This is a genomic window from Photobacterium piscicola (assembly GCF_046058925.1).
In the GTDB taxonomy this organism is placed as follows: domain Bacteria; phylum Pseudomonadota; class Gammaproteobacteria; order Enterobacterales; family Vibrionaceae; genus Photobacterium; species Photobacterium piscicola.
In genome coordinates this window covers 141,108-164,652 of sequence record NZ_CP175534.1, presented here as the reverse complement: position 1 = coordinate 164,652, position 23,545 = coordinate 141,108, and the positions used below count along the sequence as shown (strand labels likewise).

The window sequence follows — 23,545 nt, the reverse complement described above, 5'->3', positions numbered from 1 at the left end:
AAAAAGACTTGGGTCTGTAGCTCAGGTGGTTAGAGCGCACCCCTGATAAGGGTGAGGTCGGTGGTTCGAGTCCACTCAGACCCACCACTTTTTCTCCCAGAAAAAGTGATGGTATAGTCTTTTAAATCGTTGGGGTTATAGCTCAGCTGGGAGAGCGCCTGCCTTGCACGCAGGAGGTCTGCGGTTCGATCCCGCATAGCTCCACCACTTTCTAAATATATTCAAAGTAATGAATGTGATTAGAAAGTGGTTATCTAACGATGATTACATGTTCTTTAACAATCTGGAAAGCTGACTAGTAAATTTAATCGAAAGATTAATTTTAAAAATGTTTTTATTCTCTGAATAAAAACGAGTTCTCAAAACATACACATTCAAGTGTCTGTGTTTGCTTTCACTTTTTAAAGTGAAGACAAATAAATGAGTCCGGCGAAAAACCAATGTTTAATATTTTCTTGATCGGAGTATTAAACGCAAACCTTGGTTGTTTGAACATACAAGACCTCTTGGGGTTGTATGGTTAAGTGACTAAGCGTACACGGTGGATGCCTTGGCAGTCAGAGGCGATGAAGGACGTATTAACTTGCGATAAGCCCAGATTAGGCAGTAAAAGCCTCTTGAGTCTGGGATTTCCGAATGGGGAAACCCACTTGCATAAGCAAGTATCATTAACTGAATACATAGGTTAATGAGGCAAACCGGGGGAACTGAAACATCTAAGTACCCCGAGGAAGAGAAATCAACCGAGATTCCGGTAGTAGCGGCGAGCGAAACCGGATTAGCCCTTAAGCTAGTTCTGCGTTAGGTGAAGGTTCTGGAAAGTACCGCGATACAGGGTGATAGCCCCGTAACCAAAAATGCATTATTAGTGAAATCGAGTAGGACGGGACACGTGATATCCTGTTTGAACATGGGGGGACCATCCTCCAAGGCTAAATACTCCTGACTGACCGATAGTGAACCAGTACCGTGAGGGAAAGGCGAAAAGAACCCCTGTGAGGGGAGTGAAATAGAACCTGAAACCGTGTACGTACAAGCAGTAGGAGCCCACTTGTTGGGTGACTGCGTACCTTTTGTATAATGGGTCAGCGACTTAATTTTAGTAGCAAGGTTAACCGTTTAGGGGAGCCGTAGGGAAACCGAGTCTTAACTGGGCGTCATAGTTGCTAGGATTAGACCCGAAACCGAGTGATCTAGCCATGGGCAGGTTGAAGGTGAGGTAACACTTACTGGAGGACCGAACCGACTAATGTTGAAAAATTAGCGGATGACTTGTGGCTAGGGGTGAAAGGCCAATCAAACTCGGAGATAGCTGGTTCTCCCCGAAAGCTATTTAGGTAGCGCCTCGGACGAATACTACTGGGGGTAGAGCACTGTTAAGGCTAGGGGGTCATCCCGACTTACCAACCCTTTGCAAACTCCGAATACCAGTAAGTACTATCCGGGAGACACACGGCGGGTGCTAACGTCCGTCGTGAAGAGGGAAACAACCCAGACCGCCAGCTAAGGTCCCAAAGTTATAGCTAAGTGGGAAACGATGTGGGAAGGCTCAGACAGCCAGGATGTTGGCTTAGAAGCAGCCATCATTTAAAGAAAGCGTAATAGCTCACTGGTCGAGTCGGCCTGCGCGGAAGATTTAACGGGGCTAAGCTATACACCGAAGCTGCGGCAATATGAACTTGTTCATATTGGGTAGGGGAGCGTTCTGTAAGCCGTTGAAGGTGCATTGTAAAGTGTGCTGGAGGTATCAGAAGTGCGAATGCTGACATGAGTAACGATAAAGGGAGTGAAAAACTCCCTCGCCGGAAGATCAAGGGTTCCTGTCCAACGTTAATCGGGGCAGGGTAAGTCGACCCCTAAGGCGAGGCCGAAAGGCGTAGTCGATGGGAAACGGGTTAATATTCCCGTACTTCTTATAATTGCGATGGAGGGACGGAGAAGGCTAGGTGAGCCTGGCGACGGTTGTCCAGGTCCAAGTATGTAGGCTGATGAATTAGGCAAATCCGGTTCATCTTAAGGCTGAGATACGATGTCGAGCTACTACGGTAGTGAAGTCATTGATGCCATGCTTCCGGGAAAAGCTTCTAAGCTTCAGATTATAAGAAATCGTACCCCAAACCGACACAGGTGATCAGGTAGAGAATACCAAGGCGCTTGAGAGAACTCGGGTGAAGGAACTAGGCAAAATGGTACCGTAACTTCGGGAGAAGGTACGCTCCTAGCGGTGATGAGACTTGCTCTCTAAGCTGCCGGGAGTCGCAGATACCAGGTGGCTGCAACTGTTTATTAAAAACACAGCACTGTGCAAAATCGAAAGATGACGTATACGGTGTGACGCCTGCCCGGTGCCGGAAGGTTAATTGATGGGGTTAGACTTCGGTCGAAGCTCTTGATCGAAGCCCCGGTAAACGGCGGCCGTAACTATAACGGTCCTAAGGTAGCGAAATTCCTTGTCGGGTAAGTTCCGACCTGCACGAATGGCGTAATGATGGCCACGCTGTCTCCACCCGAGACTCAGTGAAATTGAAATCGCAGTGAAGATGCTGTGTACCCGCGGCTAGACGGAAAGACCCCGTGAACCTTTACTATAGCTTGGCACTGAACATTGACCCTACATGTGTAGGATAGGTGGGAGACGTTGAAGCAACCGCGCCAGTGGTTGTGGAGTCAATCTTGAAATACCACCCTTGTATGCTTGATGTTCTAACGTCGACCCCTTATCGGGGTTACGGACAGTGCCTGGTGGGTAGTTTGACTGGGGCGGTCTCCTCCCAAAGAGTAACGGAGGAGCACGAAGGTGGGCTAATCACGGTCGGACATCGTGAGGTTAGTGCAATGGCATAAGCCCGCTTGACTGCGAGAATGACAATTCGAGCAGGTGCGAAAGCAGGTCATAGTGATCCGGTGGTTCTGAATGGAAGGGCCATCGCTCAACGGATAAAAGGTACTCCGGGGATAACAGGCTGATACCGCCCAAGAGTTCATATCGACGGCGGTGTTTGGCACCTCGATGTCGGCTCATCACATCCTGGGGCTGAAGTCGGTCCCAAGGGTATGGCTGTTCGCCATTTAAAGTGGTACGCGAGCTGGGTTTAGAACGTCGTGAGACAGTTCGGTCCCTATCTGCCGTGGGCGTTGGATGATTGAGAGGGGCTGCTCCTAGTACGAGAGGACCGGAGTGGACGAACCGCTGGTGTTCGGGTTGTATCGCCAGATGCATTGCCCGGTAGCTAAGTTCGGAATCGATAACCGCTGAAAGCATCTAAGCGGGAAGCGAGCCTCAAGATGAGTCATCCCTAGACCTTTAAGGTCTCTAAAGGGTTGTTGAAGACTACAACGTTGATAGGTCAGGTGTGTAAGTGCTGCGAGGCATTGAGCTAACTGATACTAATTGCCCGTGAGGCTTAACCATACAACACCCAAGGGGTTTTCCTTCTCATAAGAGAAGAGACGGACTCTACAAACGCTTGAATGCGTGTTGAGAACAACTAGTTAGATTTTCCCAGATTGCTATTTATTGTCATAAGACAATAAATAAACCAGAATTTGCTTGGCGACCATAGCGTTATGGACCCACCTGATCCCATGCCGAACTCAGTAGTGAAACGTAATAGCGCCGATGGTAGTGTGGGGTCTCCCCATGTGAGAGTAGGACATCGCCAGGCTCAAATTTATGAAAGCCCGTTCAATGAACGGGCTTTTATTTCGCTCTTACTGATTGTAATGTGAGCGACGTCAACAGAAAGTTTTTACTTTTTAATCGATTGATAAAAAAGAATAAAATTTTGTCTTGACTGAATATCAGAAAAGCGTATTATACGCCACCTGACTTGCTGAAGCGTAATGCGCTAAGGCATTGAAAGTCAACGTTCTTTAACAATTTGACCATGCAATCTGTGTGGGCACTCGTTGAATAGTTAAGTCGAAAGATTTATCAATGAACTGAGTGACCAATACAAATAACTACGGTTATTTGGCACAGTCAATTCATTACCATTCTGTTGGAATGGTAATAGCTTTAAAATTACTAAGGTAGTTTTGAAGTCAGTATTCATTGAGCCGTCTCGAAAGAGACAACAAAACTTTAATTGAAGAGTTTGATCATGGCTCAGATTGAACGCTGGCGGCAGGCCTAACACATGCAAGTCGAGCGGTAACAGAAAGAAAGCTTGCTTTCTTTGCTGACGAGCGGCGGACGGGTGAGTAATGCCTGGGAATATACCCTGATGTGGGGGATAACTATTGGAAACGATAGCTAATACCGCATAATCTCTTCGGAGCAAAGAGGGGGACCTTCGGGCCTCTCGCGTCAGGATTAGCCCAGGTGGGATTAGCTAGTTGGTGGGGTAATGGCTCACCAAGGCGACGATCCCTAGCTGGTCTGAGAGGATGATCAGCCACACTGGAACTGAGACACGGTCCAGACTCCTACGGGAGGCAGCAGTGGGGAATATTGCACAATGGGGGAAACCCTGATGCAGCCATGCCGCGTGTATGAAGAAGGCCTTCGGGTTGTAAAGTACTTTCAGTTGTGAGGAAGGCAGTTAAGTTAATAGCTTGGCTGTTTGACGTTAGCAACAGAAGAAGCACCGGCTAACTCCGTGCCAGCAGCCGCGGTAATACGGAGGGTGCGAGCGTTAATCGGAATTACTGGGCGTAAAGCGCATGCAGGCGGTCTGTTAAGCAAGATGTGAAAGCCCGGGGCTCAACCTCGGAACAGCATTTTGAACTGGCAGACTAGAGTCTTGTAGAGGGGGGTAGAATTTCAGGTGTAGCGGTGAAATGCGTAGAGATCTGAAGGAATACCGGTGGCGAAGGCGGCCCCCTGGACAAAGACTGACGCTCAGATGCGAAAGCGTGGGGAGCAAACAGGATTAGATACCCTGGTAGTCCACGCCGTAAACGATGTCTACTTGAAGGTTGTGGCCTTGAGCCGTGGCTTTCGGAGCTAACGCGTTAAGTAGACCGCCTGGGGAGTACGGTCGCAAGATTAAAACTCAAATGAATTGACGGGGGCCCGCACAAGCGGTGGAGCATGTGGTTTAATTCGATGCAACGCGAAGAACCTTACCTACTCTTGACATCCAGAGAATTCGCTAGAGATAGCTTAGTGCCTTCGGGAACTCTGAGACAGGTGCTGCATGGCTGTCGTCAGCTCGTGTTGTGAAATGTTGGGTTAAGTCCCGCAACGAGCGCAACCCTTATCCTTGTTTGCCAGCACGTAATGGTGGGAACTCCAGGGAGACTGCCGGTGATAAACCGGAGGAAGGTGGGGACGACGTCAAGTCATCATGGCCCTTACGAGTAGGGCTACACACGTGCTACAATGGCGTATACAGAGGGCTGCAAGCTAGCGATAGTGAGCGAATCCCACAAAGTACGTCGTAGTCCGGATTGGAGTCTGCAACTCGACTCCATGAAGTCGGAATCGCTAGTAATCGTGAATCAGAATGTCACGGTGAATACGTTCCCGGGCCTTGTACACACCGCCCGTCACACCATGGGAGTGGGCTGCACCAGAAGTAGATAGCTTAACCTTCGGGAGGGCGTTTACCACGGTGTGGTTCATGACTGGGGTGAAGTCGTAACAAGGTAGCCCTAGGGGAACCTGGGGCTGGATCACCTCCTTACCTAAAGACTTATACTGTTTTATGCAGTGTCCACACAGATTGCTTGGTCGAAATGTAAAAGAGCCGACGTAAGTTGCCCAACAACTTGCGTTATGAACATTGTCCCGTTCGTCTAGAGGCCTAGGACACCGCCCTTTCACGGCGGTAACAGGGGTTCGACTCCCCTACGGGACGCCACTTCTCTTTGAAGTGCAAATTGGGTCGTTAGCTCAGTTGGTAGAGCAGTTGACTTTTAATCAATTGGTCGCAGGTTCGAATCCTGCACGACCCACCATTTCCTTTCCACGAAGGAAATATTATTTGCTTTCACTTTTTAAAGTGAAAATAAATAAGATACTATCGTGGGCGATTAGCTCAGTTGGGAGAGCACCTCCCTTACAAGGAGGGGGTCACTGGTTCGAGCCCGGTATCGCCCACCACTCTCTAAGAATTTTCTGCACGGAATCGCAGATTTAATGAAGAATACCTTTATTAAGTCCGCATTGTTGTCGCTGAAAATCATTAGGAAGTGGTTATCGTTAGATAATTGCATGCTCTTTAACAATCTGGAAAGCTGACTAGTAAATTCAATCGAAAGATTGATTTTAAAAAATGTTTTTATCTTCGGATAAAAACGAGTTCTCAAAACAACACACATTCAAGTGTCTTGTATCGAGTCCGGCGAAAAACCAATGTTTAATATTTTCTTGATCGGATTATTAAACGCAAACCTTGGTTGTTTGAACATACAAGACCTCTTGGGGTTGTATGGTTAAGTGACTAAGCGTACACGGTGGATGCCTTGGCAGTCAGAGGCGATGAAGGACGTATTAACTTGCGATAAGCCCAGATTAGGCAGTAAAAGCCTCTTGAGTCTGGGATTTCCGAATGGGGAAACCCACTTGCATAAGCAAGTATCATTAACTGAATACATAGGTTAATGAGGCAAACCGGGGGAACTGAAACATCTAAGTACCCCGAGGAAGAGAAATCAACCGAGATTCCGGTAGTAGCGGCGAGCGAAACCGGATTAGCCCTTAAGCTAGTTCTGCGTTAGGTGAAGGTTCTGGAAAGTACCGCGATACAGGGTGATAGCCCCGTAACCAAAAATGCATTATTAGTGAAATCGAGTAGGACGGGACACGTGATATCCTGTTTGAACATGGGGGGACCATCCTCCAAGGCTAAATACTCCTGACTGACCGATAGTGAACCAGTACCGTGAGGGAAAGGCGAAAAGAACCCCTGTGAGGGGAGTGAAATAGAACCTGAAACCGTGTACGTACAAGCAGTAGGAGCCCACTTGTTGGGTGACTGCGTACCTTTTGTATAATGGGTCAGCGACTTAATTTTAGTAGCAAGGTTAACCGTTTAGGGGAGCCGTAGGGAAACCGAGTCTTAACTGGGCGTCATAGTTGCTAGGATTAGACCCGAAACCGAGTGATCTAGCCATGGGCAGGTTGAAGGTGAGGTAACACTTACTGGAGGACCGAACCGACTAATGTTGAAAAATTAGCGGATGACTTGTGGCTAGGGGTGAAAGGCCAATCAAACTCGGAGATAGCTGGTTCTCCCCGAAAGCTATTTAGGTAGCGCCTCGGACGAATACTACTGGGGGTAGAGCACTGTTAAGGCTAGGGGGTCATCCCGACTTACCAACCCTTTGCAAACTCCGAATACCAGTAAGTAATATCCGGGAGACACACGGCGGGTGCTAACGTCCGTCGTGAAGAGGGAAACAACCCAGACCGCCAGCTAAGGTCCCAAAGTTATAGCTAAGTGGGAAACGATGTGGGAAGGCTCAGACAGCCAGGATGTTGGCTTAGAAGCAGCCATCATTTAAAGAAAGCGTAATAGCTCACTGGTCGAGTCGGCCTGCGCGGAAGATTTAACGGGGCTAAGCTATACACCGAAGCTGCGGCAATATGAACTTGTTCATATTGGGTAGGGGAGCGTTCTGTAAGCCGTTGAAGGTGCATTGTAAAGTGTGCTGGAGGTATCAGAAGTGCGAATGCTGACATGAGTAACGATAAAGGGAGTGAAAAACTCCCTCGCCGGAAGATCAAGGGTTCCTGTCCAACGTTAATCGGGGCAGGGTAAGTCGACCCCTAAGGCGAGGCCGAAAGGCGTAGTCGATGGGAAACGGGTTAATATTCCCGTACTTCTTATAATTGCGATGGAGGGACGGAGAAGGCTAGGTGAGCCTGGCGACGGTTGTCCAGGTCCAAGTATGTAGGCTGATGAATTAGGCAAATCCGGTTCATCTTAAGGCTGAGATACGATGTCGAGCTACTACGGTAGTGAAGTCATTGATGCCATGCTTCCGGGAAAAGCTTCTAAGCTTCAGATTATAAGAAATCGTACCCCAAACCGACACAGGTGATCAGGTAGAGAATACCAAGGCGCTTGAGAGAACTCGGGTGAAGGAACTAGGCAAAATGGTACCGTAACTTCGGGAGAAGGTACGCTCCTAGCGGTGATGAGACTTGCTCTCTAAGCTGCCGGGAGTCGCAGATACCAGGTGGCTGCAACTGTTTATTAAAAACACAGCACTGTGCAAAATCGAAAGATGACGTATACGGTGTGACGCCTGCCCGGTGCCGGAAGGTTAATTGATGGGGTTAGACTTCGGTCGAAGCTCTTGATCGAAGCCCCGGTAAACGGCGGCCGTAACTATAACGGTCCTAAGGTAGCGAAATTCCTTGTCGGGTAAGTTCCGACCTGCACGAATGGCGTAATGATGGCCACGCTGTCTCCACCCGAGACTCAGTGAAATTGAAATCGCAGTGAAGATGCTGTGTACCCGCGGCTAGACGGAAAGACCCCGTGAACCTTTACTATAGCTTGGCACTGAACATTGACCCTACATGTGTAGGATAGGTGGGAGACGTTGAAGCAACCGCGCCAGTGGTTGTGGAGTCAATCTTGAAATACCACCCTTGTATGCTTGATGTTCTAACGTCGACCCCTTATCGGGGTTACGGACAGTGCCTGGTGGGTAGTTTGACTGGGGCGGTCTCCTCCCAAAGAGTAACGGAGGAGCACGAAGGTGGGCTAATCACGGTCGGACATCGTGAGGTTAGTGCAATGGCATAAGCCCGCTTGACTGCGAGAATGACAATTCGAGCAGGTGCGAAAGCAGGTCATAGTGATCCGGTGGTTCTGAATGGAAGGGCCATCGCTCAACGGATAAAAGGTACTCCGGGGATAACAGGCTGATACCGCCCAAGAGTTCATATCGACGGCGGTGTTTGGCACCTCGATGTCGGCTCATCACATCCTGGGGCTGAAGTCGGTCCCAAGGGTATGGCTGTTCGCCATTTAAAGTGGTACGCGAGCTGGGTTTAGAACGTCGTGAGACAGTTCGGTCCCTATCTGCCGTGGGCGTTGGATGATTGAGAGGGGCTGCTCCTAGTACGAGAGGACCGGAGTGGACGAACCGCTGGTGTTCGGGTTGTATCGCCAGATGCATTGCCCGGTAGCTAAGTTCGGAATCGATAACCGCTGAAAGCATCTAAGCGGGAAGCGAGCCTCAAGATGAGTCATCCCTAGACCTTTAAGGTCTCTAAAGGGTTGTTGAAGACTACAACGTTGATAGGTCAGGTGTGTAAGTGCTGCGAGGCATTGAGCTAACTGATACTAATTGCCCGTGAGGCTTAACCATACAACACCCAAGGGGTTTTCCTTCTCATAAGAGAAGAGACGGACTCTACAAACGCTTGAATGCGTGTTGAGAACAACTAGTTAGATTTTCCCAGATTGCTATTTATTGTCATAAGACAATAAATAAACCAGAATTTGCTTGGCGACCATAGCGTTATGGACCCACCTGATCCCATGCCGAACTCAGTAGTGAAACGTAATAGCGCCGATGGTAGTGTGGGGTCTCCCCATGTGAGAGTAGGACATCGCCAGGCTCAAATTTATGAAAGCCCGTTCAATGAACGGGCTTTTATTTCGCTCTTACTGATTGTAATGTGAGCGACGTCAACAGAAAGTTTTTACTTTTTAATCGATTGATAAAAAAGAATAAAATTTTGTCTTGACTGAATATCAGAAAAGCGTATTATACGCCACCTGACTTGCTGAAGCGTAACGCGCTAAGGCATTGAAAGTCAACGTTCTTTAACAATTTGACCATGCAATCTGTGTGGGCACTCGTTGAATAGTTAAGTCGAAAGATTTATCAATGAACTGAGTGACCAATACAAATAACTACGGTTATTTGGCACAGTCAATTCATTACCATTCTGTTGGAATGGTAATAGCTTTAAAATTACTAAGGTAGTTTTGAAGTCAGTATTCATTGAGCCGTCTCGAAAGAGACAACAAAACTTTAATTGAAGAGTTTGATCATGGCTCAGATTGAACGCTGGCGGCAGGCCTAACACATGCAAGTCGAGCGGTAACAGAAAGAAAGCTTGCTTTCTTTGCTGACGAGCGGCGGACGGGTGAGTAATGCCTGGGAATATACCCTGATGTGGGGGATAACTATTGGAAACGATAGCTAATACCGCATAATCTCTTCGGAGCAAAGAGGGGGACCTTCGGGCCTCTCGCGTCAGGATTAGCCCAGGTGGGATTAGCTAGTTGGTGGGGTAATGGCTCACCAAGGCGACGATCCCTAGCTGGTCTGAGAGGATGATCAGCCACACTGGAACTGAGACACGGTCCAGACTCCTACGGGAGGCAGCAGTGGGGAATATTGCACAATGGGGGAAACCCTGATGCAGCCATGCCGCGTGTATGAAGAAGGCCTTCGGGTTGTAAAGTACTTTCAGTTGTGAGGAAGGCAGTTAAGTTAATAGCTTGGCTGTTTGACGTTAGCAACAGAAGAAGCACCGGCTAACTCCGTGCCAGCAGCCGCGGTAATACGGAGGGTGCGAGCGTTAATCGGAATTACTGGGCGTAAAGCGCATGCAGGCGGTCTGTTAAGCAAGATGTGAAAGCCCGGGGCTCAACCTCGGAACAGCATTTTGAACTGGCAGACTAGAGTCTTGTAGAGGGGGGTAGAATTTCAGGTGTAGCGGTGAAATGCGTAGAGATCTGAAGGAATACCGGTGGCGAAGGCGGCCCCCTGGACAAAGACTGACGCTCAGATGCGAAAGCGTGGGGAGCAAACAGGATTAGATACCCTGGTAGTCCACGCCGTAAACGATGTCTACTTGAAGGTTGTGGCCTTGAGCCGTGGCTTTCGGAGCTAACGCGTTAAGTAGACCGCCTGGGGAGTACGGTCGCAAGATTAAAACTCAAATGAATTGACGGGGGCCCGCACAAGCGGTGGAGCATGTGGTTTAATTCGATGCAACGCGAAGAACCTTACCTACTCTTGACATCCAGAGAATTCGCTAGAGATAGCTTAGTGCCTTCGGGAACTCTGAGACAGGTGCTGCATGGCTGTCGTCAGCTCGTGTTGTGAAATGTTGGGTTAAGTCCCGCAACGAGCGCAACCCTTATCCTTGTTTGCCAGCACGTAATGGTGGGAACTCCAGGGAGACTGCCGGTGATAAACCGGAGGAAGGTGGGGACGACGTCAAGTCATCATGGCCCTTACGAGTAGGGCTACACACGTGCTACAATGGCGTATACAGAGGGCTGCAAGCTAGCGATAGTGAGCGAATCCCACAAAGTACGTCGTAGTCCGGATTGGAGTCTGCAACTCGACTCCATGAAGTCGGAATCGCTAGTAATCGTGAATCAGAATGTCACGGTGAATACGTTCCCGGGCCTTGTACACACCGCCCGTCACACCATGGGAGTGGGCTGCACCAGAAGTAGATAGCTTAACCTTCGGGAGGGCGTTTACCACGGTGTGGTTCATGACTGGGGTGAAGTCGTAACAAGGTAGCCCTAGGGGAACCTGGGGCTGGATCACCTCCTTACCTAAAGACTTATGCTGTTTTATGCAGTGTCCACACAGATTGCTTGGTTAAAATGTAGAACGTAAAAAGACTTGGGTCTGTAGCTCAGGTGGTTAGAGCGCACCCCTGATAAGGGTGAGGTCGGTGGTTCGAGTCCACTCAGACCCACCACTTTTTCTCCCAGAAAAAGTGATGGTATAGTCTTTTAAATCGTTGGGGTTATAGCTCAGCTGGGAGAGCGCCTGCCTTGCACGCAGGAGGTCTGCGGTTCGATCCCGCATAGCTCCACCACTTTCTAAATATATTCAAAGTAATGAATGTGATTAGAAAGTGGTTATCTAACGATGATTACATGTTCTTTAACAATCTGGAAAGCTGACTAGTAAATTTAATCGAAAGATTAATTTTAAAAATGTTTTTATCTTCGGATAAAAACGAGTTCTCAAAACATACACATTCAAGTGTCTGTGTTTGCTTTCACTTTTTAAAGTGAAGACAAATAAATGAGTCCGGCGAAAAACCAATGTTTAATATTTTCTTGATCGGAGTATTAAACGCAAACCTTGGTTGTTTGAACATATAAGACCTCTTGGGGTTGTATGGTTAAGTGACTAAGCGTACACGGTGGATGCCTTGGCAGTCAGAGGCGATGAAGGACGTATTAACTTGCGATAAGCCCAGATTAGGCAGTAAAAGCCTCTTGAGTCTGGGATTTCCGAATGGGGAAACCCACTTGCATAAGCAAGTATCATTAACTGAATACATAGGTTAATGAGGCAAACCGGGGGAACTGAAACATCTAAGTACCCCGAGGAAGAGAAATCAACCGAGATTCCGGTAGTAGCGGCGAGCGAAACCGGATTAGCCCTTAAGCTAGTTCTGCGTTAGGTGAAGGTTCTGGAAAGTACCGCGATACAGGGTGATAGCCCCGTAACCAAAAATGCATTATTAGTGAAATCGAGTAGGACGGGACACGTGATATCCTGTTTGAACATGGGGGGACCATCCTCCAAGGCTAAATACTCCTGACTGACCGATAGTGAACCAGTACCGTGAGGGAAAGGCGAAAAGAACCCCTGTGAGGGGAGTGAAATAGAACCTGAAACCGTGTACGTACAAGCAGTAGGAGCCCACTTGTTGGGTGACTGCGTACCTTTTGTATAATGGGTCAGCGACTTAATTTTAGTAGCAAGGTTAACCGTTTAGGGGAGCCGTAGGGAAACCGAGTCTTAACTGGGCGTCATAGTTGCTAGGATTAGACCCGAAACCGAGTGATCTAGCCATGGGCAGGTTGAAGGTGAGGTAACACTTACTGGAGGACCGAACCGACTAATGTTGAAAAATTAGCGGATGACTTGTGGCTAGGGGTGAAAGGCCAATCAAACTCGGAGATAGCTGGTTCTCCCCGAAAGCTATTTAGGTAGCGCCTCGGACGAATACTACTGGGGGTAGAGCACTGTTAAGGCTAGGGGGTCATCCCGACTTACCAACCCTTTGCAAACTCCGAATACCAGTAAGTACTATCCGGGAGACACACGGCGGGTGCTAACGTCCGTCGTGAAGAGGGAAACAACCCAGACCGCCAGCTAAGGTCCCAAAGTTATAGCTAAGTGGGAAACGATGTGGGAAGGCTCAGACAGCCAGGATGTTGGCTTAGAAGCAGCCATCATTTAAAGAAAGCGTAATAGCTCACTGGTCGAGTCGGCCTGCGCGGAAGATTTAACGGGGCTAAGCTATACACCGAAGCTGCGGCAATATGAACTCGTTCATATTGGGTAGGGGAGCGTTCTGTAAGCCGTTGAAGGTGCATTGTAAAGTGTGCTGGAGGTATCAGAAGTGCGAATGCTGACATGAGTAACGATAAAGGGAGTGAAAAACTCCCTCGCCGGAAGATCAAGGGTTCCTGTCCAACGTTAATCGGGGCAGGGTAAGTCGACCCCTAAGGCGAGGCCGAAAGGCGTAGTCGATGGGAAACGGGTTAATATTCCCGTACTTCTTATAATTGCGATGGAGGGACGGAGAAGGCTAGGTGAGCCTGGCGACGGTTGTCCAGGTCCAAGTATGTAGGCTGATGAATTAGGCAAATCCGGTTCATCTTAAGGCTGAGATACGATGTCGAGCTACTACGGTAGTGAAGTCATTGATGCCATGCTTCCGGGAAAAGCTTCTAAGCTTCAGATTATAAGAAATCGTACCCCAAACCGACACAGGTGATCAGGTAGAGAATACCAAGGCGCTTGAGAGAACTCGGGTGAAGGAACTAGGCAAAATGGTACCGTAACTTCGGGAGAAGGTACGCTCCTAGCGGTGATGAGACTTGCTCTCTAAGCTGCCGGGAGTCGCAGATACCAGGTGGCTGCAACTGTTTATTAAAAACACAGCACTGTGCAAAATCGAAAGATGACGTATACGGTGTGACGCCTGCCCGGTGCCGGAAGGTTAATTGATGGGGTTAGACTTCGGTCGAAGCTCTTGATCGAAGCCCCGGTAAACGGCGGCCGTAACTATAACGGTCCTAAGGTAGCGAAATTCCTTGTCGGGTAAGTTCCGACCTGCACGAATGGCGTAATGATGGCCACGCTGTCTCCACCCGAGACTCAGTGAAATTGAAATCGCAGTGAAGATGCTGTGTACCCGCGGCTAGACGGAAAGACCCCGTGAACCTTTACTATAGCTTGGCACTGAACATTGACCCTACATGTGTAGGATAGGTGGGAGACGTTGAAGCAACCGCGCCAGTGGTTGTGGAGTCAATCTTGAAATACCACCCTTGTATGCTTGATGTTCTAACGTTGACCCCTTATCGGGGTTACGGACAGTGCCTGGTGGGTAGTTTGACTGGGGCGGTCTCCTCCCAAAGAGTAACGGAGGAGCACGAAGGTGGGCTAATCACGGTCGGACATCGTGAGGTTAGTGCAATGGCATAAGCCCGCTTGACTGCGAGAATGACAATTCGAGCAGGTGCGAAAGCAGGTCATAGTGATCCGGTGGTTCTGAATGGAAGGGCCATCGCTCAACGGATAAAAGGTACTCCGGGGATAACAGGCTGATACCGCCCAAGAGTTCATATCGACGGCGGTGTTTGGCACCTCGATGTCGGCTCATCACATCCTGGGGCTGAAGTCGGTCCCAAGGGTATGGCTGTTCGCCATTTAAAGTGGTACGCGAGCTGGGTTTAGAACGTCGTGAGACAGTTCGGTCCCTATCTGCCGTGGGCGTTGGATGATTGAGAGGGGCTGCTCCTAGTACGAGAGGACCGGAGTGGACGAACCGCTGGTGTTCGGGTTGTATCGCCAGATGCATTGCCCGGTAGCTAAGTTCGGAATCGATAACCGCTGAAAGCATCTAAGCGGGAAGCGAGCCTCAAGATGAGTCATCCCTAGACCTTTAAGGTCTCTAAAGGGTTGTTGAAGACTACAACGTTGATAGGTCAGGTGTGTAAGTGCTGCGAGGCATTGAGCTAACTGATACTAATTGCCCGTGAGGCTTAACCATACAACACCCAAGGGGTTTTTCTTCTCAATAAGAGAAGAGACGGACTCTACAAACGCTTGAATGCGTGTTGAGAACAACTAGTTAGATTTTCCCAGATTGCTATTTATTGTCATAAGACAATAAATAAACCAGAATTTGCTTGGCGACCATAGCGTTATGGACCCACCTGATCCCATGCCGAACTCAGTAGTGAAACGTAATAGCGCCGATGGTAGTGTGGGGTCTCCCCATGTGAGAGTAGGACATCGCCAGGCTCAAATTTCGTTTTTATCTTTTTATAAAGGTAGAGACAACAAGTTGCATTTATGCTGAATAGACACTGCGGAGTGGTAGTTCAGTTGGTTAGAATACCGGCCTGTCACGCCGGGGGTCGCGGGTTCGAGTCCCGTCCACTCCGCCATTATTAAAGAAACCTGAATCGAAAGATTCAGGTTTTTTTTCGTCTGTAGAAAATGATTATCATAATGAGGTAGTGAAGTTGGTTAATACTCTTCTCTATATTATTCTAATCTGTAAAATTAACTGTTCAGGTTAATCCAATCTCTTGAACACATTTTAGTGTTGTTGTAACCAACTCCAATCTTGTTCTACTGGGTTAAGTTTAGGGAAATAGGGTGGAAGTCTGATGATACTGAGATTATTAAACTGATTGGCAATATCGATAGTGTGCCAATTTGCATCATTTTTCACCAAAAACCTCACCAATTCCTCTTGCTGGGCATACTGAACCCAATAGATAACATATTCTAAATAGTGTTGTTTTATCGCTCTTAGTTGAGTTTCTCGCTCAGCTTAAAAGACGGGTAGTCGTATTCTGTTGTCCAAACCTTACTTCATATTGAAACCATACATTGACCTTATTGAATCCTATATGCTCTGTGATCTTAAGGATTGTTTTAATTTTAAATTTTTGAAATTATCCTGAATTTGTTGTGATTATTTCGAATGTTTTTACCGTGACGTTATCCACGAAAAGCCCGCGCGCTTAAGTAGATAATAGATAGAATCTGGATGGTAGTTTTTATCAAATTCTTTGAGAATGTAAGCGTGAATATCCGTTCCTATTAATTGCCCACCAGAAGAGTCTTAAGCTTTAAGTTTAATATAATTAGATAGCTACTTACGTTGTTTAGGCGTGAGAAATGCAGGACACCACTACGCAGTTTTTCTTGGAGTGCTTTAAGGCAAGTAATCTCATTTTTATTTGGATTGTTTTTTATCTATAGAAAGTGGTTATGTTGTGCGGTAATTCAGTTGATTAATACCCCTACCATTATTTGGTATTCTCTCTAGTTATGGAGGTCATTATGTATTGGAAAGCTATATTTATGATTTTGCGCAGGGATTTGAATGTGTCTAAATACTGAAATAGGATGGCAGAGATAACTAATGAGAAGATGAGTTCTAGGGCGAGAAAGTCTAGTGGGTTGATGATAACGACAAGCGCAACAATAATCGTTATTGCTGCGCTTGATATTAGCGTTATAAAATTTGATTAAGGATATGATCGGCTTTAATTCGGCGAATTCGCTTAATTAATTTCTTCACTTGCAGTGGATAGCTGTCGATTTTCTCGATTTGTTTATAGCTACCAATTAATGTGGTGTGAGTCAGTATACAATCTATTTCTTGCTGAGTTTGCGGTGCGAGAAGTTGATTTTTATCATGAATAAGAATGGCATTTTCTAAGTCAAGTTTCCATGCTCGAGGGTTTAAGTTATTACCTGTCACCAGCATGTATTGATCGTCGACCCAGATCCCTTTGAGATGGAAGCTATTATTATCATGTTTCCATAGATGAATCGCCAATTGGCGACTTGCGATTGCTGCTTCGTTACTTTTTGCAAAATTACGTAAGTTTACTTCATAAAGGTAAGGTAAACCTGCAATAGTTTTAAACGGCTCTGACGGTGGAATATAAAAGTCGTTTGCTGTTTTGTCACCAACAACAATAGTAACCTTAACACCACGTTTGAGGGCTTTAATAACTTCTTTGCTGACGCCGCGAGGGAAATTAAAATAAGGCGTGCAAATAGTTAGTTTATTCTGTGCACTGGCAATTAAAGTGCAAATATCTTGATTAAGCTGATTACGACGTTTACCTAAACCAATTAATGGCGTTAAACCTACTTCATCTGCTGCAATAGCTTCTGATACGTAGTGGTAGCTTGCTTGTTGCAATTCTGCTCGAAGATCTTTTATTGCACTTTTTAATGATTTTGTGTCAGGGCGTACTGCTTGGTTTAGACAATTGACGGCATCACTTTCAACTAAGGTTTCAGTGATAAATTGTGCCATGCTATTTGCTAATTTGTTATTTTTTATAACGTGATAGCGGTCGTAGCGGTAGCGGTCGTGTTGTGCGAGATAAACATCATTAAGGCTAGCACCGCTGTATATTACGGTATCATCGATAATGAAGCCTTTTAGGTGTAAAACGCCAAAGACTTCACGATTTCGAACAGGTACGCCGAGGACTTCAATAGAATGCTGATATTTCTCGGCATATTCACGGTATAACGCGGCATTACCATCAGATTGACTTGCGCCTATAAGACCACGCTGAGCACGGTGCCAATCAACGAATACTTTAATATCTAATGCCGGGTTACGTTGTTTTGCTTCGTATAGCGCTGTCAAAATACCGCGACCAGCTTCATCATCTTGTAGATAAAGTGCAACAATATAAATACGTTGCTGTGCTGAATCAATTTCTTGGTACAAACGCTCCCTGAAAGAACTCGCGTCAAAAAGAGTCTCTAAATTTTCGGGCTTGTGCGCAATACGCGGCAGCTGATCTATTTGCTGCCTGTTAGCAATAGCTGAATCCATTATCGCCTCGTTTACACGATCTATAAGAAGATAAATTTGAGTTAAGGATCGAATTATATCAGAAAAAATAGCAAGTCAACCTATCTCATTGTCAGATATATAACTGCCTCACTAAATTGTGATTATGGTTGAACTTTATATTGCATTGGAATGAGTTTTTTTCCGCTATTACAATAACGTCCAAAGCGTTGTTGTAGATCATGAGGTAGCTGCTGAGGTGATAATGTAATAAACCCTACGTGTTGATATAGGGCTTCAAGTTCTATAAACGCAAAGCAATAACACGGTTTTTGTTTTATTTGTGGTATGGCGTGCTGAAGTAAATGAGTTGCTATTTTTTGACCGCGGAATTCAGGTTTAACGAGCATGCCTGTTAATAGTTGTAACTCGCCTATAGATTTAAACCTAACACAACAAACAATACCTTGTGGTGATTCTCCAACCCATAAAATTTCATCACGTTTGGCTTTCCCTGCGGGATAAAAATCTTTATAGAGTTTATTGACGATGGGTAATCGAATTAAATTTAGTTGCTGATAGTGGACTTGGCTCATGGGAAAACACTGCGTTGTGAGATTGAATCGGGTAAAATGAATCAAATAGTATAAAGATATGGTCCCAAATTAACATGAAAGTTTTACATGATCATGGGTTAGCGCCTTATCATACCTTTGGTATTGATGTTACTGCCACACAGATTATTGAAGCTGAAAATATTGATGATTTCATTCATATTTGGCACGATGCAAGTTTTAATAATATGGCTAAATTAGTTGTAGGACACGGTAGTAATTTACTTTTTTGTGAAGACTATCAAGGCGTGGTTATTCTTAATCGTATTAAAGGTATTACGCAAACAGAAACGTCAACGAGCTTTTGTTTACATGTTGGTGGCGGTGAAGATTGGCATCAATTAGTTTGTTGGTGTGTAGATCGTAATATTGGTGGTTTAGAAAATTTAGCGTTAATTCCTGGTTGTGTAGGATCATCACCAATTCAAAATATTGGTGCTTATGGTGTCGAGCTTAAAGATGTATGCCAATATGTCGATGTGCTTGATGTTATCACTCAGGAGATTAAACGCTACGACGCAGCATCTTGTCAGTTTGGTTACCGAGACTCTATTTTTAAGCATCAATTAAAAGATGGTCATATCATTGTTGCAGTTGGTTTTTGTTTGCCAAAAATGTGGCAACCTAAAATCGCGTATGCACCTTTAAATCAATTTGATATAGCAACGGTTACTCTTCGACAAGTGTTTGATACTGTGTGCGAAGTGCGTAAAGCAAAATTACCCGATCCCGCGGTGATTGGTAATGCTGGCAGTTTTTTTAAAAATCCGATTATTACAAAGAATATGCTAAATAAGCTACAGGTTAATTATCCAACCATGCCTAGTTATGGTGTTGATGACCAGCATGTGAAATTAGCGGCAGGTTGGCTGATTGATCAGTGTGGCTTAAAAGGCTATCAGGTGGGCGGTGCTAAAGTACATCCCCAGCAAGCGCTGGTATTAACTAATATTGGTACGGCAACAGCGCAAGATGTTATTAGCCTTGCACAATATGTGGTTGATAGTGTAGCAGCAAAATTTGATATAGCATTGGAACATGAGGTGCGGTTTATGGCAGCTAACGTTGAAACGCATTTGGCCGAGATACAAGCATAATGAAAGAACATTCAACCCGTTTAGCCCTTATTCGTTTATTAGCTGATGGCCATTTTCATTCTGGTGAAAAATTAGGTCTGGCGTTGGGAATGTCGCGTGCTGGCATTGCTAAACAAATTAAAATTATTCAGCAGTGGGGCCTTGATTTATATAGTGTTCAAGGTAAAGGTTACTGTTTAGCTGCACCAATTGAATTACTTGATAGTCAACGTATTACTAAATTGGTGAGTTGTCCTCAATTAGAGTTGATTCCTGTAATCGATTCCACTAATCAATATTTACTTAATCAGATCGATCAATTACCGAGTGGGGCTGTTTGTTTGGCTGAATATCAACAGGCAGGTCGTGGTCGACGTGGTCGGCAGTGGCAATCGCCTTTTGGTAGTAATTTATATTTATCTACTTATTGGCGTTTAGAGGCAGGTGTTGCGGCGGCGATGGGGTTAAGCTTGGTGGTTGGTGTGGCGATTGCTGAAGCGTTACAACAACTTGGTGCGCCTGATATTCGCGTAAAATGGCCCAATGATCTTTATTATCATGATCAAAAGCTAGCGGGAATTTTAGTTGAAATGACCGGCAAGGCGGGTGATGCTGCGCATTTAGTCATTGGAATTGGGTTGAATATTGCGATGCCTACGGCTGCGACAGCAATGATAGATCAAGCTTGGACTAATCTTAGTGCTGCATGTTTACCATTGCCATCACGTAATGTGCTAGCTGCGACGTTAATTGAGCGCATTCATCAAACCCTAACCGAATATGAAGAGGTTGGTCTCTGTGGTTTTGTTGAGCGTTGGAATAGAATAGATAATTTTTTAAATCGGCCAGTTAAACTGTTGATTGGTGATCGTGTAATTGAAGGCATTGCTCGCGGTATTAATGAGCAAGGGGCCTTATTACTGGAAAATGATGGTGATATTACTGCTTATGTTGGTGGTGAAATCAGCCTTAGAGGTTGTTAATGCAGTTATTAATTGAAGCGGGTAATACTTACGTTAAGGTTGCCCTATTACAAGTAAGTGGCCGAGTTGAGCTGATTGGTAAATATCCAAGTAAAAAATTAGAGTTAGTATTAGATCCTATTTTAGAACAAAAGATTAAACGGATTGTTTTTGCCAGTGTTGGACCCGTTGAAGTGGATAATACGATTCAGCGTATTGCACAAGTTGCGAATATCCCCGTGTTACAAGTAAAAACGATGCGTAAAGATTTTGGAGTTAAAAATGGTTATAACGAGTACCAATATTTAGGGGTTGATCGTTGGCTAACATTAGTTGCTATTCATCAAAAGTTTAAGCGTCCTACGGTTATCGTTGATATTGGTACGGCATTAACATTTGATGTTTTAAGTGGTGATGGAAAGCATCTTGGTGGCTGGATCGCACCAGGTTATCAGTTAATGATGAAAGTGGTACTGGAAAATACCACCAAGGTGTTTTCTGATCATGACCATAATGATCGCCTAAGTCTTGCTGACAATACGGCTGATGGCCTTAAAAATGGTTGTCGAGCGGCATTGATTGGCTTGATTGAATATGGCTTAAAAGAAGCCCGTGAAAAACTTGCTGTAGAGCCTGAAGTGGTGCTGTGTGGTGGTGGGATTCGTCATCTTCCTTTAGATGATATTAAAAATTATAATCATCGCTCAGAATTGGTTCTTGAAGGGCTTGCTTTGTATGCGAAATGTCGATAATGGATAAAATTACGTCAGTTGATAAAAAAAGCATAAAAAAAAAGCACTAAAGTATTGCATCAAAAATCATCATTATCTAGAATGCGCATCAATTAAGCCGACTTAGCTCAGTAGGTAGAGCAACTGACTTGTAATCAGTAGGTCACCAGTTCGACTCCGGTAGTCGGCACCAGTTTCAAGAATTTCGGTGGGGTTCCCGAGTGGCCAAAGGGAGCAGATTGTAAATCTGCCGGCACTGCCTTCGAAGGTTCGAATCCTTCCCCCACCACCATTATTCAAATAGTTAAATAGCGCTACGAGTAAAAAAAGTTTTTGCGGGCATCGTATAATGGCTATTACCTCAGCCTTCCAAGCTGATGACGCGGGTTCGATTCCCGCTGCCCGCTCCACACTTCTTGTGTGCTGATATAGCTCAGTTGGTAGAGCGCACCCTTGGTAAGGGTGAGGTCGGCAGTTCGAATCTGCCTATCAGCACCACTCTTCAGTCAATATTTATCAATTTGTTATATACTCAACAAACCCATGTTTGGTTGTGTGGTCGTAATGCCACTAAATACCGTGCCCAGAGGGACTATCCATGTCTAAAGAAAAATTCGAACGCGTAAAACCGCACGTTAACGTTGGTACTATCGGCCACGTTGACCACGGTAAAACAACTCTAACTGCTGCTATCTGTACTACACTTGCAAAAGTGTACGGTGGTACAGCGAAAGATTTCGCATCAATCGATAACGCTCCTGAAGAGCGCGAGCGCGGTATCACAATTTCTACTTCTCACGTAGAATACGATACTCCTACTCGTCACTACGCACACGTAGACTGTCCTGGACACGCCGATTATGTTAAAAACATGATCACTGGTGCTGCTCAAATGGATGGTGGTATCCTAGTTGTTGCTGCAACTGACGGTCCTATGCCTCAAACTCGTGAGCACATCCTACTTGGTCGTCAAGTTGGTATTCCTTACATCATCGTATTCATGAACAAGTGTGACATGGTTGATGATGAAGAACTACTTGAACTAGTAGAGATGGAAGTTCGTGAACTTCTTTCTGAGTACGATTTCCCAGGTGATGATTGCCCAGTAATCATGGGTTCTGCACTAGGCGCACTTAACGGTGAAGCTGAGTGGGAAGCTAAGATTGTTGAACTAGCTGAAGCTCTAGATTCTTACATTCCAGAGCCAGAGCGTGCTATCGATCTACCATTCATCCTTCCAATCGAAGATGTTTTCTCAATCCAAGGCCGTGGTACTGTTGTAACTGGTCGTATTGAGCAAGGTATCGTACGTGTTGGTGACGAAGTAGCTATCATCGGTATCAAAGACACTATCACTACTACATGTACTGGTGTTGAGATGTTCCGTAAGCTTCTTGACGAAGGCCGTGCTGGTGAGAACGTTGGTGTTCTTCTACGTGGTACTAAGCGTGATGACGTTGAACGTGGTCAAGTTCTTGCTAAGCCAGGTTCAATCACTCCACACACTACTTTCACTTCAGAAATCTATGTTCTTTCTAAAGATGAAGGCGGTCGTCACACTCCTTTCTTCAAAGGTTACCGTCCACAGTTCTACTTCCGTACAACTGACGTAACTGGTACTATCGAGTTACCAGAAGGCGTTGAAATGGTAATGCCTGGTGATAACATCTCTATGACTGTTACTCTAATCGCACCTATCGCGATGGATGAAGGTCTACGTTTTGCTATCCGTGAAGGTGGCCGTACAGTTGGTGCTGGTGTTGTTGCAACTATCGTTGCATAAGTTACGCTAATATCGTTGAATTAAATTTGACGATAGAGTACTAAAAAGGGCATCATTTGATGCCCTTTTTCTACACTTCAACTTGAAACTGCGTGTTTTTTGTCCAAAGTGTAGAAGTGAAATTTCGTAAAGATGAAGTTTTTAATAATGTTATTAAAGGCTTAGACCTTTTTCTTCATCCTGACCTCGCCCTCGCGGGGTCATTTTCGTCTAGATGATTAAGACTAGTTACAGGTTGGTTGTATGAAAGCGAATGCCGAAAACCAAGAAAGCGAAAGCAAAATGGATGGCCTGAAATGGGTCGTGGTTTTTGCTTTGCTAGCTGCTGCTGTGGTTGGTAATTACCTATACAGTGATGTTTCTGTTGTTCTGCGCTCTTCTGCCGTGGTAGCCCTTGTGGTTATTGCTGGTATTTTTGCCGCACTAACAGCTAAAGGTAAATCCGTGATTACGTTTGCACGTGAGTCACGCATGGAAGTCCGCAAAGTAGTGTGGCCTACTCGTCAGGAAGCTACGCAGACAACCTTTATTGTTCTAGCAGTCACTGTCGTAATGGCATTAGCCCTTTGGGGTATTGATGGCATTATGGTCCGTTTAGTGCGCCTAGTTACTGGCGCGTGAGGT

The 23,545-nt window shown here is 45.8% G+C and carries 9 protein-coding genes, 12 tRNA genes and 8 rRNA genes; 25 read left to right on the top strand and 4 right to left on the bottom strand.

The window, feature by feature from the left end; all coding sequences use genetic code 11:
- Nucleotides 1-10: 10 nt before the first annotated feature.
- The 16 genes from ACJZU6_RS00820 to ACJZU6_RS00745 all read left to right on the top strand — a co-directional run bounded on the left by ACJZU6_RS00820 (nucleotide 11) and on the right by ACJZU6_RS00745 (nucleotide 15,365).
- A tRNA-Ile gene (locus ACJZU6_RS00820) sits at nucleotides 11-87 on the top strand.
- Nucleotides 88-131: 44 nt separating this feature from the next.
- Nucleotides 132-207: transfer RNA gene (locus ACJZU6_RS00815), tRNA-Ala, on the top strand.
- Between the two features lie 311 nt (nucleotides 208-518).
- Nucleotides 519-3,412: ribosomal RNA gene (locus ACJZU6_RS00810) — 23S ribosomal RNA — on the top strand.
- 137 nt (nucleotides 3,413-3,549) lie between these two features.
- Nucleotides 3,550-3,665 (top strand): 5S ribosomal RNA (gene rrf / locus ACJZU6_RS00805).
- Nucleotides 3,666-4,085: 420 nt separating this feature from the next.
- Nucleotides 4,086-5,630: ribosomal RNA gene (locus tag ACJZU6_RS00800) — 16S ribosomal RNA — on the top strand.
- Nucleotides 5,631-5,731: 101 nt separating this feature from the next.
- A tRNA-Glu gene (locus ACJZU6_RS00795) sits at nucleotides 5,732-5,807 on the top strand.
- Between the two features lie 21 nt (nucleotides 5,808-5,828).
- Nucleotides 5,829-5,904: transfer RNA gene (locus ACJZU6_RS00790), tRNA-Lys, on the top strand.
- A gap of 69 nt (nucleotides 5,905-5,973) precedes the next feature.
- A tRNA-Val gene (locus tag ACJZU6_RS00785) sits at nucleotides 5,974-6,049 on the top strand.
- Between the two features lie 330 nt (nucleotides 6,050-6,379).
- Nucleotides 6,380-9,273 (top strand): 23S ribosomal RNA (locus ACJZU6_RS00780).
- Nucleotides 9,274-9,410: 137 nt separating this feature from the next.
- A 5S ribosomal RNA gene (gene rrf, locus ACJZU6_RS00775) occupies nucleotides 9,411-9,526 on the top strand.
- 420 nt (nucleotides 9,527-9,946) lie between these two features.
- Nucleotides 9,947-11,491 (top strand): 16S ribosomal RNA (locus ACJZU6_RS00770).
- Nucleotides 11,492-11,564: 73 nt separating this feature from the next.
- A tRNA-Ile gene (locus tag ACJZU6_RS00765) sits at nucleotides 11,565-11,641 on the top strand.
- Between the two features lie 44 nt (nucleotides 11,642-11,685).
- Nucleotides 11,686-11,761, top strand: a tRNA-Ala gene (locus tag ACJZU6_RS00760).
- A gap of 310 nt (nucleotides 11,762-12,071) precedes the next feature.
- Nucleotides 12,072-14,965 (top strand): 23S ribosomal RNA (locus ACJZU6_RS00755).
- A gap of 138 nt (nucleotides 14,966-15,103) precedes the next feature.
- Nucleotides 15,104-15,219: ribosomal RNA gene (rrf, locus tag ACJZU6_RS00750) — 5S ribosomal RNA — on the top strand.
- The 16S, 23S and 5S rRNA genes sit together here with 8 tRNA genes alongside, the layout of an rRNA operon.
- A 69-nt stretch (nucleotides 15,220-15,288) precedes the next feature.
- Nucleotides 15,289-15,365: transfer RNA gene (locus ACJZU6_RS00745), tRNA-Asp, on the top strand.
- A gap of 155 nt (nucleotides 15,366-15,520) precedes the next feature.
- Here ACJZU6_RS00745 and ACJZU6_RS00740 read toward each other — a convergent pair.
- The 4 genes from ACJZU6_RS00740 to ACJZU6_RS00725 all read right to left on the bottom strand — a co-directional run bounded on the left by ACJZU6_RS00740 (nucleotide 15,521) and on the right by ACJZU6_RS00725 (nucleotide 18,351).
- A complete protein-coding gene (locus ACJZU6_RS00740; RefSeq protein ID WP_408900520.1) occupies nucleotides 15,521-15,667 on the bottom strand; it encodes a transposase in 147 nt (48 codons plus the stop codon).
- Nucleotides 15,668-15,916: 249 nt separating this feature from the next.
- On the bottom strand, nucleotides 15,917-16,018 hold the full coding sequence (locus tag ACJZU6_RS00735; protein WP_408900903.1) for a winged helix-turn-helix domain-containing protein: 102 nt from the start codon (nucleotides 16,016-16,018) through the stop codon (nucleotides 15,917-15,919).
- 429 nt (nucleotides 16,019-16,447) lie between these two features.
- Nucleotides 16,448-17,797: a CDP-diacylglycerol--serine O-phosphatidyltransferase gene (gene pssA, locus ACJZU6_RS00730; protein ID WP_080159324.1), complete on the bottom strand. Its 1,350-nt coding sequence runs from the start codon at nucleotides 17,795-17,797 to the stop codon at nucleotides 16,448-16,450.
- 122 nt (nucleotides 17,798-17,919) lie between these two features.
- The gene (locus tag ACJZU6_RS00725; RefSeq protein ID WP_408900519.1) at nucleotides 17,920-18,351 is read right to left on the bottom strand and encodes a GNAT family N-acetyltransferase; all 432 of its coding nucleotides are present in this window, start codon (nucleotides 18,349-18,351) and stop codon (nucleotides 17,920-17,922) included.
- 74 nt (nucleotides 18,352-18,425) lie between these two features.
- On the opposite strand from ACJZU6_RS00725, the gene murB reads away from it, so the two are divergent.
- The 9 genes from murB (at nucleotide 18,426) to secE (ending at nucleotide 23,542) form a co-directional block, all read left to right on the top strand.
- Nucleotides 18,426-19,466, top strand: coding sequence for a UDP-N-acetylmuramate dehydrogenase (gene murB / locus ACJZU6_RS00720; protein ID WP_080159323.1), 1,041 nt, complete (start codon nucleotides 18,426-18,428; stop codon nucleotides 19,464-19,466).
- Nucleotides 19,466-20,428 (top strand): bifunctional biotin--[acetyl-CoA-carboxylase] ligase/biotin operon repressor BirA, encoded by a 963-nt coding sequence (birA, locus tag ACJZU6_RS00715; RefSeq protein WP_080159322.1) that lies wholly within the window; start codon nucleotides 19,466-19,468, stop codon nucleotides 20,426-20,428. Before murB ends, birA begins: the two co-directional genes overlap by 1 nt.
- Complete coding sequence (locus ACJZU6_RS00710) at nucleotides 20,428-21,159, top strand: type III pantothenate kinase (RefSeq protein ID WP_080159321.1); 732 nt, start codon at nucleotides 20,428-20,430, stop codon at nucleotides 21,157-21,159. Before birA ends, ACJZU6_RS00710 begins: the two co-directional genes overlap by 1 nt.
- Nucleotides 21,160-21,255: 96 nt before the next feature.
- Nucleotides 21,256-21,331: transfer RNA gene (locus ACJZU6_RS00705), tRNA-Thr, on the top strand.
- Between the two features lie 14 nt (nucleotides 21,332-21,345).
- Nucleotides 21,346-21,430: transfer RNA gene (locus ACJZU6_RS00700), tRNA-Tyr, on the top strand.
- 43 nt (nucleotides 21,431-21,473) lie between these two features.
- Nucleotides 21,474-21,548, top strand: a tRNA-Gly gene (locus tag ACJZU6_RS00695).
- Nucleotides 21,549-21,560: 12 nt separating this feature from the next.
- Nucleotides 21,561-21,636 (top strand) — tRNA-Thr (locus ACJZU6_RS00690).
- Between the two features lie 100 nt (nucleotides 21,637-21,736).
- The gene (tuf, locus tag ACJZU6_RS00685; protein WP_107277200.1) at nucleotides 21,737-22,921 is read left to right on the top strand and encodes an elongation factor Tu; all 1,185 of its coding nucleotides are present in this window, start codon (nucleotides 21,737-21,739) and stop codon (nucleotides 22,919-22,921) included.
- A 243-nt stretch (nucleotides 22,922-23,164) separates the two neighbouring features.
- Nucleotides 23,165-23,542 (top strand): preprotein translocase subunit SecE, encoded by a 378-nt coding sequence (gene secE, locus ACJZU6_RS00680; RefSeq protein WP_080158720.1) that lies wholly within the window; start codon nucleotides 23,165-23,167, stop codon nucleotides 23,540-23,542.
- Nucleotides 23,543-23,545: the final 3 nt, after the last annotated feature.